Raw genomic sequence first — 12,335 nt, forward strand, 5'->3', positions numbered from 1 at the left:
CGGCTTATTACACACGTTGAACAACATTCTTACCACGTTCACCATCATCATTTTACCTTGCACGATTTTTACCCATGCTTTGATTCACGCACGATAGACGTCCCGAAAACTTCGCGGCGTCACTTGCGTTTAAGCGAAGCGATTACCAAGTGACGCTGCCAAGCGTCAACGTCCAGAGCACGTCCGGGCTGGCTTTACGACGGGTTTGAACCCCGCATTACTCAAAGTCACCCGTTATTACGGGCATTTTTCTGCTTCTCATTCACTTTATTCGTTTGTTTTTAACCCCACGCCTGACAACAGGCTGATGCTGTAAAAAAGGAGAAATCACACCACGTCACGAATAATGAGGCGTTCATCCTGACTGAGATCAGGCGCTGAACGGGGAGTACACCACCGCCGTGCTGAGCACGTAGCGAACTCCTGCAAAAACTTACCGAAACCCTCGCCCTGTATACACATTATCTGACGTACCACGGAACGGTGAACCTAACCGACACGCAGGGGAAATGTTTCAAAATGAGTAAAATTAGTCTGAAAATCACAGGGAAAATACGGATAGCGAAGCGATCACGAACGAGAACAAACAACAAAGATTGATTTAGCCGTCCGTATTCTTCCCTGAGTTTGTGTGCTCTTGAGAGGAGTTATAACCGTTAAACTTAGCCGTTCAGTTATTGAGTAAGCTAAAACAATCAGTTAAAGTATTCCCGCCATTAGCAAAATCTAATGGTCGAGGCGTCGCGGCCTTGAAATCAAGAACACTGGTAGGATGTTTCTACCAGTGCGCCTGTTATCACCCTTTCAATGGTGGTTCAGGTGGGGAAGGCTTCGGCCTTGCTGGTTTCTTGATTCCAGTCCGCGAACCCTGCCTTGAATCACCACCATCAATTTTAATTAATGGAAGGGGTAGCAGGAATGAATAACAACGTTAGAAATGACTGGCATCAGGCCGATATCATCGCAGCATTACGTAAACGGGGTACAACCTTAGCGGCGCTCTCCCGTGAGACGGGACTCAGTTCATCAACATTGGCAAACGCACTCAGCAGGCAGTGGCCTAAAGGCGAGTGGATTATCGCGAATTATCTCGGCATCCATCCCTCAGAGATCTGGCCCAGCCGCTATTTTGATAAACGTGGTCAACTGATTGAGCGTAAAGTTCGCAATAAACCACAGGAATAACCCGCTATAATTTGTGATCGATGTTGTAAAAATGAATATTTTTTATCTTAAGCCCTGAGCGTGAAATGGCAGTCAAATTTGACCATTTTTCACCCTCACGGCTTTTTTACTTTAATATGATTAAAAAGCGCACAATTAGTGATATAAATAATAAAAATCAGTCAGATAGTAAAGAAAAAGCAAGCAAAAAAACTTAGGGGCATTAAAAGGGGCATAAACAGAATGAAAGGTAATAGATTTTATAAATTCAACAAGTTATAATTTTTTTCGATTCCGCCTCCAGCACCAAGATTTTAAAGCTAATTTGTTGAATATTATCAGATAATTAACAAATAAGTTAAAATTTATGGCTATTAAGAAAATGTTAAACAATTGGTATCCTGATTTGCATACCCAATGTTTAAAAAGCCAAATAAAAAATACAGGGTGCCTGCATTTGCAAGCACTCTTTTTTCGTTCGAGGTAATGATTTCAGTAATTGATTCTGATGTCAAGTGTGGTGTAAACTTCGCGGGATACCAGTCCGGTATCAATTATCTTTTTATTACCATCAATGTTGATGCAGGGCAGTTCAATTCATTCCATCCTCCTAAACCCTGATTGAAACGCGCCCTGTTTTTTTTCTGAGCCCCCTGCTTTACACCGACAGATCCAGATATATCGCCAGCTCGCTTTCCAGCGTTTTACCCGCGATTTCCATATCAATGTCAATGTATTCCATCGTGGTCGCCAGACTGCGGTGCCCCAACAGGCTTCTGACCAGTTGCAGGTTACGGTCTGGAGCTTTCATCAGCTCCGTTGCCAGAGTATGACGAAAACGGTGGGGGGAGACGGCAAAACCACACTCTTTCGACAAGCGATTGAAGAAAGAACGGATAGCCGCTCCTTTATAACTTTAAGAGCGCATTAATGCCAAACGGCGCTTAATTGAAACCGTGATTGGTCAACTCGCCGGACAATTTGCTATCGAGAAGTGCGGGGCACGGGATGTGTGGCATTTGAGTAATCGAATTGCCAGAAAACTGCTTTTTCACACGTTGGGTATTGTTGCCAATGTTAAACAAGGTAAAAGTCAACGCGACTGGCTTCAACAAGCCAACGTCATAGGGGGCTAAAGTTGAGCATCGCGTTAAATAATTATTTAGGCTTTACAATGTCAACTCAGGAGGCAGGTAAAACCTACCCCCGATCACGACTAAAAAAAGAAAAATGAACTACAGCTTAATGATAAAAGCAAGAATATAATATGGGGGTACCACATTAACACTATGAGAATGACTGTCTTGAGTTGCAGAGGCTCCATGGCTATGCGATCCTCCCCCTCCTTCTGACCCTGAAAACGACTTTTTATAACTAGGCGTCTGCCCATTCCTCTCGAATAGACATTGCCCGCCACTCCCTTCCTTTCCCGCAGTGTAAATAGAGTGACTGTGCGATGGGATCTCAGAAAGTTTTAGGGTATGTCCCTGAACATTAACTCTAATGCTGGGGGTTTTCGCATCTGAAATTACATCAAAATACTTGGCATTATTATTCCCCTGCACCTTTTTATTATTGGTTTGTTTAACATTGGTAAATCCGGTAGAGCCAAGTACAAATCTATCCCGTAAATCCGGCCTTCCATTTTGTCCATCGCATAATGCCCACCCCTTCGGCATTTCAGACTCAGTGCCAGCAAACATCATCACCATTCCTTTCTGGAAGGTTTGCTCAGGAGTGAGACCAATACCATTTCCACTTACTTGAATACCATTGCTGACAACAACTTTTAAACCATTATTCTCATCCGCACTTAATCCACTGTTGGTCGCAAGTTTAACGCTCATCCCTTTGGCATTAATTTGAATACCATTGCTGACAACGGCTTTTAAACCATTACTCTCATCCGCACTTAATCCACTGTTGGTCGCGAGTTTAACGCTCACCCCTTTGCCATTAATTTGAATGCCTTCCCCGGCATCAACAGATAACCCGCTGCTGCTTAACGCCAAGCCCCCGGCACTGCCGGAAGTTTGCCCATCAGTACCTTGACCACCGCCGCCATTGGATTGTGAGCCTTTCGCCAGTTTTAACGACACACTATTGGCGGCGACAGCAAGACCATTCCCCTCACCAACACAGATACCGTTTGTTTTATACACCAACCCGGAACCAAGGTCGGTTGCTAACATATTCTTCACGCTAATTAACGGTGCATAGTCAGTGTCGGTACTGCCTGGATTTAATTTAAGTTGCAGCGTCCCACTATCATCCAGTTTGAATCCATCACCAGAACCTTTTTGATCTGAGGCTTGTCCTGTGGCACGTAGCCCGACATTTGCCATATCAATTAAATCAGCAAAATCATTTTGCAATGGAATACTGCCCGATTTAAAACGTTCTTTTAGTGCATCTGCTAGCGGTATTTCGTTTGTTTTAGCTGGAATCAAACTTTCCGAATTACGATTGTTATCAGTCATTTTCTTCTCCAAATCGATGAACATTTATAACGTTGACGAAATATTTTTCAGGGCATAGAAGGACTCTTCTTGTATATAAATATATTTATCATATTTTTTATATGAATGTTTTTGTTACTATTTTCCAAGAGCAGAATCATCACATAACAACCACGCAAAGTTTCGATATTCCCGGTCATAACAAAATGGAAACCTCATTGAGTATTTTGGCGTTTTTATAAAGTAATCTTTGGTGCGTTAGTCCTGAATGATCATATCTTCATCATTCAGGGATTTAATGAGCATGATCTATTAATTCATATTTAATTCACCACATCATGTTTAAAAAAATAATATTTAACAGGCAAGACATAATATCTTTGTCTTTGTCTACATGTAAACAAAGTTGCATAAAAAGCAAATTGCATTATTGGCAATGTACTCATTATCACTTTTTCGGCACGATGACTATCGATATAAGCATGATATAGCCACACAAAAATATTTTCAGAATGATATACCTGTCATTTTGTGGCGGTAGCTTTATCTAAATATATTTTTACACCTTATTTTAATTGATATTAATCATAATCATTTTTATTTTTAAAGAGGCTATTATGTCTACAAGTACATCTCAAATTGCGGTTGAGTATCCTATTCCCTCTTATCGTTTCATTGTTTCTGTTGGGGATGAACAAATTCCATTCAACAGTGTCTCAGGATTGGATATTGGCTATGAAACCATTGAGTACCGCGATGGTGTGGGTAATTGGTTCAAAATGCCCGGCCAACGTCAATCAATCAATATTACCCTGCGTAAAGGTGTTTTCCCTGGCAAAACTGAACTGTTTGATTGGATTAATTCTATCCAACTTAATCAAGTCGAGAAAAAAGATATTACCATTAGCTTAACCAATGACGCAGGCACTGAATTATTGATGACCTGGAATGTCGCCAATGCTTTCCCTACTTCATTAACGTCGCCTTCCTTTGATGCCACCAGCAATGATATCGCCGTTCAGGAAATTAGTCTGATAGCTGATCGCGTCACCATGCAGGCTGTTTAAGGCATTACATAGTTAATCATTTTGTATAAAGGAATTTTTATGACAACCGTTACCAGTTATCCCGGCGTTTATATTGAAGAATTAAATAGCCTGGCTTTATCTGTATCAAATAGTGCCACAGCCATTCCTGTTTTCGCCGTGAATAAAGAAAACAAAAATTTTAATGGAGATACTGCACTCCGAATTAATTCCTGGATGGATTATCTTAATCTGGTGGGTGACTTTGACAATGAGGATAAATTGTCAGTTTCTCTGCGGGCTTATTTTACCAATGGCGGAAGCTACTGCTATCTCATCCAAACTCAGAATTTAGAAAAACTCATTCCAACCTTAGATGATGTCACTTTACTGGTTGCTGCGGGTGAAGATATTAAAACAGCAGCGGCAACTTTATGTCAGCCGGGAAAAGGATTATTTGCCATTTTTGATGGCCCTGAAGAAGCGTTGACCATCGCGAATGCAGAAACAGTCAAGAACAAATATGACGCCACAGCGTTCGCCGCAGTTTACTACCCGTGGTTGAAAGCAGATTGGGCAAATATTGCCATTCCACCAAGCGCTGTTATGGCAGGGGTTTATTCCTCCGTCGATTTATCCCGCGGAGTGTGGAAGGCCCCTGCCAATATCGCCCTGAAAGGCGGTCTGGAGCCTGAATTTTTGGTCACGGATGAATTGCAGGGAGAATACAACTTCGGTCGTGCCATTAATATGATCCGAAATTTCAGCAATACCGGTGCCACCGTTTGGGGGGCAAGAACGCTGGAGGACTCAGACAACTGGCGTTATGTCCCTGTGCGCCGACTGTTTAATACCGTCGAGCGGGATGTTAAGCGCGCCATGAGTTTTGCCATGTTTGAACCTAACAGCCAGCCGACCTGGGAACGTGTCAGAGCGGCAATCAGCAATTATCTTCATAGCCTGTGGCAACAAGGGGGACTGGCGGGCAGCAAAGAAGAAGAAGCTTATTTCGTACAAATTGGCAAGGGCATTACGATGACGCCAGAACAAATTAATCAAGGGCAGATGATTGTAAAAGTCGGCTTGGCTGCTGTTCGACCTGCGGAGTTTATCATTCTCCAGTTTACGCAAGATGTAGAACAGCGTTAATCACATTGATTGATGAGGAATTATCATGCCTGCTAATCTAAAAACGCCCGGCGTTTATATTGAAGAAGATGCTTCCCTTGCATTATCGGTCAGCAACAGTCCCACTGCCGTGCCTGTTTTTATCGGTAAATTTACCCCAAAAACCGTAGAGCCAACCCAAGCCTGCATTCGTATCAACAATTGGCTTGAATTTACTTCTGCTTTTTCTCTGGCACCAGTGACCGAGATTGTCATTAAATCGGATATTCAGCCTTCTTCCACAAATGAAGTAAAAAAAGAAGAGGTTGAAAAAAAAGAGACGGAAGCCCACGAAGATCTCAAAAAATGGCTCTACAATATTGAGAGAGTCAATCAATCTCTGGCCGTAGAAGCCTTGAAGCTCTATTTTCAAAATGGGGGCGGGGCTTGTTATATCTACCCATTAAACGATATTAATGACGATTTGGCTCTGGCAGCCATTCCCGAACTGATTGAACAAAAAGGGGATATTACTCTTCTGGTTTGTCCAGAAGAAGATCAGGGTTATAAAAACAAAGTCTAAAGTGCAGTCAGCCCCCTGTTGAATAGTGATAACAAAAAAGTGGGCTATTTCCTGATTGCAGATAGCCTTGATGGTAATTCGGTGTCTGGCGTGGCAAATAGCACCAAGATCGCCGCCTATTATCCTCAGTTGGAAACAAACCTGAAATTCTCCACCTTACCCGACGATCAGAACATTGTTATCAGTGGTTATGAGAACGAATCAGGCAAGGACAAGCTGAAAACTCTGGATAAACTTAGGGAAACAGATAAAGCGCTGGCACAGGAAATTGATATCAGGTTGCAAGAAATACAACAAGATAATCTCATCCTTTCCCCCAGTGCTGCCATCGCAGGAATTTATTGCCAAACAGATAACCAGTATGGCGTCTGGAAAGCCCCCGCCAACGTTGCACTCAGCGGAATCAAAGGCCTGACTGATAAAGTCGATGACGAACGGCAAGGTACCATGAATGATAATGGCATCAATGTCATCCGTTCATTTACCGGCCGTGGCTTGATGGTTTGGGGGGCTCGTACTTATGCTCATAATAGTGAGATCAACTGGCGTTACATTCCTGTCCGTCGTCTGTTCAATTCCGTTGAACGCGATATCCGTCAGGCACTACGTGCCGTGTTATTTGAAACCAATAATCAACCGACCTGGATGCGCGCTAAGGCCGCCGTTGACCAATATCTTTATGCCCTCTGGCAAAAAAATGCCCTGATGGGGAACAACCCGGAAGAGGCTTATTTTGTCCATATCGGTCAGGATATCACCATGTCTGATGCAGATATCAAACAAGGCAAAATGATCATGAAAGTAGGTCTGGCCGCAGTACGACCGGCTGAATTTATCGTTCTGCAATTTACGCAGGATGTCGCTCAGTAATCTCCGTGATTAAACATCGGGCACTGTATCAACAGTGCCTATCTCACCCAATTAAAGGAGATGATGATGAAAAGAATTCAACCGGGCGTGACCTTAACAGAAAGTATCACCACCACGGGGCAACAGGAAATACCCAGCGCAGTGCCTGTATTTATTGGCTATACCGCCCGCAATCAACAACAAGCAAAAACCGCAGTTCGTATCGACAATCTGGCGGAATATACCCGACTATTTGGCGACCATCATTTGATGGCATTAGCAGTCAGGCACTATTTCGATAATGGCGGGCAACAGGCTTTTGTTTTGCCGCTGCCAGGAAATATGCCTTCAGTAAACATGCCCCAAGCAGAAGCCGAAGCCCTGATGGCAGCATTAAGTTCAGACGCGGTGCAAGAAGCTATTGGTGGGGAAACGCAGATTACCCTGATTTTGGCACCGGATATCGCCAGACTGAATGACAATGTGACTGATGAGCAACACACTCTGGTGAATTTATGGTCTCAGGGTTGGAGTACCCTGCTGAAACTGAGCCAAATCCGCTCTAATCTCTTTGTACTGTTGGATGCGCCGGATGAAGTTGAACAGGCTCACCAATGTCTGAAAGATCTCTCGTCAGAGTATCGCCAATGGGGAGCGGCCTATTGGCCCCGTCTGGAAACCACTTATCAGGATATGTCCAGCTCCAAAAATATGGTGCTCTCCCCCACCACCGCTATCGCAGCACTTATCCAACACACGGATAACGAAGTTGGTGTATGGAAAGCGCCAGCCAATATTGCCCTGGCTCAGGTTATCCGGCCGGTTAAGTCGTATCTTCAAGGGAGTACACTGTTTAACACCAATGGCACTTCTCTTAATGTGATCCGCACGTTCCCCGGCAAAGGCATACGCGTATGGGGATGCCGCACGCTGGAAAATACGGATAACACGCAGTGGCGTTACCTGCAAACGCGACGCTTGGTTTCTTATGTCACCGTGCATTTGGCGCAATTAGCCCGTATGTACATCTTTGAGCCTAATAACGAACTGACGTGGATGAAATGCAAAGGGCAAAGTTACAACTGGTTACGGCAACTGTGGTTACAAGGTGGCTTGTACGGCTCACGGGAAGATGAGGCATTTACTGTGCTGTTAGGCGTAAATGAAACGATGACCGCAGAAGATATCCGTGCCGGAAAAATGATCATGAAAGTCGCTTTAGCCGTATTGTCTCCCGCTGAATTTATCGAAATCAGTTTGGTATTTGATACCCAAACGGGCGCGCTTTTATCTTAAAAAGGAAAGAGCACAATGAACGATTATTACACTCCCGTGGTATCCCACCGTTTTATGGCGAGTTTTATTTTTAATGGCATTCCTGATCCACTGGATATCCGTTTTCAACGTATTTCCGGCCTGAGCCGGGAACTTCAGGTCACCCAGCACAGCCAAGGCGGTGAAAACGCCCGCAATAACTATCTGGCTGAAAAGATCCAACACGGCACATTAGCGCTGGAGCGCGGTGTGATGACAGTTTCTCCTTTGACCTGGATGTTTGACCGGGTATTGCGTGGAGAAAATATCGCCTATGCGGATGTGGTGATTATGCTGTTAAACGAAAATTCGCTGCCTTTGTCCAGTTGGACGTTGAGCAACGCCTTACCGGTACGCTGGCAGACCAGCGATTTTGACGCGAACAGTAATGCCATTCTGGTGAATACCCTTGAACTACGCTATCAGGATATGTGCTGGCTGGGAGTCAAAATATGACCGTCGAAATCAGAGAATTAATTATTCAGGCAAAAGTGGTTCCCTCAACACCAATACTACCAACACAAGCAACTGGCTCAACCCAACAAAGCCATTCTTTGATTCAGGAAAGTCTGGATGAGGCAGCTTTAGTTGAAAAAATTAAACGCGAAGTGCTGGCTGCATTACGCGATGAGGAAGGGTGGCGCCCATGAGTTTAATTGAACGTGGTTTAGCGAAGCTGACGATTAATGCTTATAAAGACAGGGAAGGAAAAATACGGGCAGGCACCATTCAAGCCATGTATAACCCTGATTCCCTGCAACTAGATTACCAAACGGATTACCAACAATCCCAGGCAATTAATAGTGAAAAGCAGAGCAGTATTTATGTACAAGCCAAGCCTGCCGGGTTATCCCTTGAACTGATTTTTGACGCCACAATGCCGGGCAACAAAACCTCTGTTGAAGCTCAGTTAATGCAACTCAAACAGTTGTGCAGCGTGGATGCCACCAGTAATGAAACGCGCTTCCTGCAAATCAAATGGGGAAAAATGCGTTGGGAAAACCGCGGCTATTTTGCCGGCAGGGCAAAAGGTTTGTCCGTGAATTACACCTTGTTTGATCGTGATGCCACGCCTTTGCGGGCGCGGGTCATCCTGACATTGGTGGCGGATGAAAGTCTGGTCTTACAGGAGACAGAGCAAAACCTGAAATCACCGGCGAAAATTGCCTTACGGGTACAGGATGGTGTTTCGCTGGCCCTGATGGCGACAAGCACAGCATCAACGCTGTCTGGTGGTGTTGATTACCTGACACTGGCCTGGCAAAACGGTCTGGATAATCTTAACGGATTTGTACCGGGTGAGATATTGCAGGCCACCAGAGGAGATGCCTGATGAGCCATCAACTGAAAATCATTGCCGATGGCAAGGAACTGTCTTTGCTGGCCGCCGTTGATGTCGATACTTACTACCGCGTTAACAGCATCCCTTCCGCAACGCTGAAACTCAGCTTGCCGGACAGGCCACTTTCCTCTTTCAGCCAGCCGGATGTACAGGCTGAACTGGCCCATTGTCAGACAGGGAAAACCCTGCGTCTGGAATTGACTGACAGCGGCAGAAAATCAATGCTGTTTAATGGCTTGATCACCCGTAATTCATTGAAGATCAAAAACAAGCAATTATTGCTTACCTTGGTCGTCCGGCATCAATTGCAACTGATGGTAGATACTCAGCACTCACAACTGTTTAAAGCCAGTAACGAAAAAACTATTTTGAATACCTTGTTGAATCAGGCGGGTATCAAGGCTCATTTTGAGCGGATAGACGCGCTGGATCAAAAACATGAACAGATGGTGCAATTTCGCTGTTCAGACTGGCGTTTTCTGTTGTGCCGGCTATCGGCAACCGGCGTATGGCTGTTACCCACAACAGAAGGCGTTCGGCTTGTCCAGCCTAACACCCTGAAATCTAAGCCAATCCATATCCTGAAAAGCCGGGGAGATGAGAAAAAAGATATCGTCGTCAAAGATGCAAGCTGGCAGTTTGACAATCATCTTAACCCCGCTTCACTGGAAGTCAGTGGCTGGGATATCAGTAAGCAGCAAGAATTATCAGGTGGCCGCCACAGCAGTGTTGCCGTCGGCAAAGCCGCCCTCTCTCCTGACAGGCTGGCGTCTTTAAATAAAACAAGCTGGGATATTCGCTACAGCAGCCCATTAACCACCCAAGAGAGTGGCTATCTGGCACAGGGGCTGTTGCTGAATCAGCGCCTTTCTGGTGTTACAGGTGAGTTCCTGCTTAAAGGCAATGAACGTTATCAGTTAGGGGACAACATTCAATTGACGGGATTTGGTTCACAATTGGATGGCACTGCAAGCATTACTGCGGTTCGCCATCGTTTTAACCGACGAATTGATTGGGAAACTACGTTGAGCATTGGCTTACCACAGGAATATCTGCCGATGTTACCCGATGCCACCGAACTCCATATTGCAACAGTCGCGAAGTATCAGCAGGACAAAGCCGCCCTGAACCGTATTCCGATTATTCTGCCGGTACTGAATCGTCCGAATGAATTTTTATGGGCCCGATTGGGGAAACCTTACGCCAGCCACGAAAGCGGTTTCTGTTTTTATCCAGAACCCGGCGACGAAGTGATTGTCGGTTTTTTTGAAAATGATCCACGCTATCCGGTCATTCTGGGAGCAATGCACAATCCGAAAAACCAAGCACCTTTAGAACCCACCCAAGATAATCAAGAAAAAGTCTTGGTGGTTAAGCAAGGTGAAAACCAACAACAAATTGCCATCAATGGCAAAGAGAAAATCATCCGAATCAATGCGGGAGATAATCAAATAACGCTCCAACAGGATAAAGATATTTCTCTGTCAACGAAAAAAGAATTAACACTGAAAGCGCAGACAATGAATGCCCAAATGGATAAATCGCTCAATATGTCTGGCAAAAATAGTGTTGAGATCAAAGGCAGCAAAATTAATCTTACCCAATGAAAGGTGAACAATGGAAAACCAAATATTGACACAGCTTTATGGTCGTGGCTGGGCTTTTCCTCCTGCCTTTTCCCTTGAAAAGGGAGTAGAAATGGCGGAAGGGGCAGAAGATGTGCGCCAGAGTTTGCACATTCTGTTCAAAACTGAGCCGGGGGAGCGCCTGATGCGCGAAAATTATGGCTGCGGATTAAATGATTTTATGTTTGAAAATATCCGCAACGAACTGTTTGCTGAAATTGAATCCCATATTCATGACAGTGTATTGCGTTATGAATCACGGGCGGATATTACGGATATCCAAGTCCTTCAGTCGCCAAATAGCAAAAATACCTTGCAAGTGCAGGTCATGTATCGCCTGCGGGGCAGCGATATCAATCAGCAAATTCAAGGAACACTGGCATTGAGTGAAGGTCGGGTGATGGAGGTGGTATGAGTGAGGCCATTGTGACAGACGGAGACATGCTCCAGTTTGATCCCAATTTTGGAAATCGACAGGTGATGGTTTCCAGCCCGGGTAAGATCAGCGGTCAAGGACATGCGCAGGTAAACGGCAAGAAAGTCTGCATTCTGGGGGATGAGAAACAAGTCAAGGTTTCTGCAACCTATATCACAGCAACACATACAACACCGGGAACCGGCACTATTACCATCAGCGCGTTAGATTCCAGCCAGCAAGCCCTTCAATGTACCAGTGGCGCGGCCTTAATTATCAAGGGGCAGAAGTTTACAGCTATGTTTACGCCTCAATCACCAGCGATGAATAATACCGTGAACCCGCCGCAACCGGATGTTACAACGCCTTCATCGGGCAAAGGAAGTTTTATCACTCAACAAAATTTTGCCACCGTGAATTAAGGCCTTGTCTGAAACAAATTGAAATTAAAC

General features: G+C 44.7%; 13 protein-coding genes and 2 pseudogenes. 13 read left to right on the top strand and 2 right to left on the bottom strand.

Features of this window, described 5'->3' with window-relative positions; genetic code table 11:
• Positions 1-918: 918 nt before the first annotated feature.
• A complete protein-coding gene (locus WDV75_RS02735; RefSeq protein WP_273557900.1) occupies positions 919-1,185 on the top strand; it encodes a helix-turn-helix domain-containing protein in 267 nt (88 codons plus the stop codon).
• A 637-nt stretch (positions 1,186-1,822) separates the two neighbouring features.
• Here the strand turns inward: WDV75_RS02735 and WDV75_RS02740 are convergent.
• Positions 1,823-2,062, bottom strand: a pseudogene (locus WDV75_RS02740) (site-specific integrase); the annotation flags it as partial.
• 40 nt (positions 2,063-2,102) lie between these two features.
• Here WDV75_RS02740 and WDV75_RS02745 point away from each other — a divergent pair.
• A pseudogene (locus tag WDV75_RS02745) lies at positions 2,103-2,300 on the top strand (IS982 family transposase); the annotation flags it as partial.
• Between the two features lie 99 nt (positions 2,301-2,399).
• Here WDV75_RS02745 and WDV75_RS02750 read toward each other — a convergent pair.
• Positions 2,400-3,644 carry a tail fiber protein gene (locus WDV75_RS02750; protein WP_273557901.1) on the bottom strand — a complete coding sequence of 415 codons (1,245 nt, stop codon included), beginning with the start codon at positions 3,642-3,644 and terminating at the stop codon, positions 2,400-2,402.
• Between the two features lie 596 nt (positions 3,645-4,240).
• Here WDV75_RS02750 and WDV75_RS02755 point away from each other — a divergent pair.
• From WDV75_RS02755 to WDV75_RS02805, 11 genes are all read left to right on the top strand, one after another.
• Positions 4,241-4,690, top strand: coding sequence for a phage tail protein (locus WDV75_RS02755; RefSeq protein ID WP_273557902.1), 450 nt, complete (start codon positions 4,241-4,243; stop codon positions 4,688-4,690).
• A gap of 39 nt (positions 4,691-4,729) precedes the next feature.
• Entirely contained in the window at positions 4,730-5,797 is a 1,068-nt protein-coding gene (locus WDV75_RS02760; RefSeq protein ID WP_273557903.1) for a phage tail sheath family protein, read from the top strand.
• 25 nt (positions 5,798-5,822) lie between these two features.
• Positions 5,823-6,338, top strand: coding sequence for a hypothetical protein (locus WDV75_RS02765; protein WP_337927166.1), 516 nt, complete (start codon positions 5,823-5,825; stop codon positions 6,336-6,338).
• A gap of 18 nt (positions 6,339-6,356) precedes the next feature.
• The gene (locus tag WDV75_RS02770; protein ID WP_337927167.1) at positions 6,357-7,208 is read left to right on the top strand and encodes a phage tail sheath family protein; all 852 of its coding nucleotides are present in this window, start codon (positions 6,357-6,359) and stop codon (positions 7,206-7,208) included.
• Between the two features lie 66 nt (positions 7,209-7,274).
• Positions 7,275-8,483: a phage tail sheath family protein gene (locus WDV75_RS02775; RefSeq protein ID WP_273557904.1), complete on the top strand. Its 1,209-nt coding sequence runs from the start codon at positions 7,275-7,277 to the stop codon at positions 8,481-8,483.
• Positions 8,484-8,498: 15 nt separating this feature from the next.
• Positions 8,499-8,957, top strand: a complete 459-nt coding sequence (locus tag WDV75_RS02780; protein ID WP_273557905.1) for a phage tail protein — start codon at positions 8,499-8,501, stop codon at positions 8,955-8,957.
• Entirely contained in the window at positions 8,954-9,151 is a 198-nt protein-coding gene (locus tag WDV75_RS02785) for a DUF5908 family protein (RefSeq protein ID WP_273557906.1), read from the top strand. Before WDV75_RS02780 ends, WDV75_RS02785 begins: the two co-directional genes overlap by 4 nt.
• Entirely contained in the window at positions 9,148-9,834 is a 687-nt protein-coding gene (locus WDV75_RS02790; RefSeq protein WP_273557907.1) for a hypothetical protein, read from the top strand. Before WDV75_RS02785 ends, WDV75_RS02790 begins: the two co-directional genes overlap by 4 nt.
• Positions 9,834-11,450, top strand: coding sequence for a phage baseplate assembly protein V (locus WDV75_RS02795; RefSeq protein ID WP_273557908.1), 1,617 nt, complete (start codon positions 9,834-9,836; stop codon positions 11,448-11,450). The genes WDV75_RS02790 and WDV75_RS02795 overlap by 1 nt, the downstream gene beginning before the upstream one ends.
• A gap of 10 nt (positions 11,451-11,460) precedes the next feature.
• Positions 11,461-11,883 (top strand): GPW/gp25 family protein, encoded by a 423-nt coding sequence (locus WDV75_RS02800; protein ID WP_273557909.1) that lies wholly within the window; start codon positions 11,461-11,463, stop codon positions 11,881-11,883.
• Positions 11,880-12,305 (top strand): hypothetical protein, encoded by a 426-nt coding sequence (locus WDV75_RS02805; protein WP_273557910.1) that lies wholly within the window; start codon positions 11,880-11,882, stop codon positions 12,303-12,305. Before WDV75_RS02800 ends, WDV75_RS02805 begins: the two co-directional genes overlap by 4 nt.
• Positions 12,306-12,335 lie beyond the last annotated feature (30 nt).

This window comes from Xenorhabdus griffiniae (genome assembly GCF_037265215.1).
Taxonomy (GTDB): domain Bacteria; phylum Pseudomonadota; class Gammaproteobacteria; order Enterobacterales; family Enterobacteriaceae; genus Xenorhabdus; species Xenorhabdus griffiniae.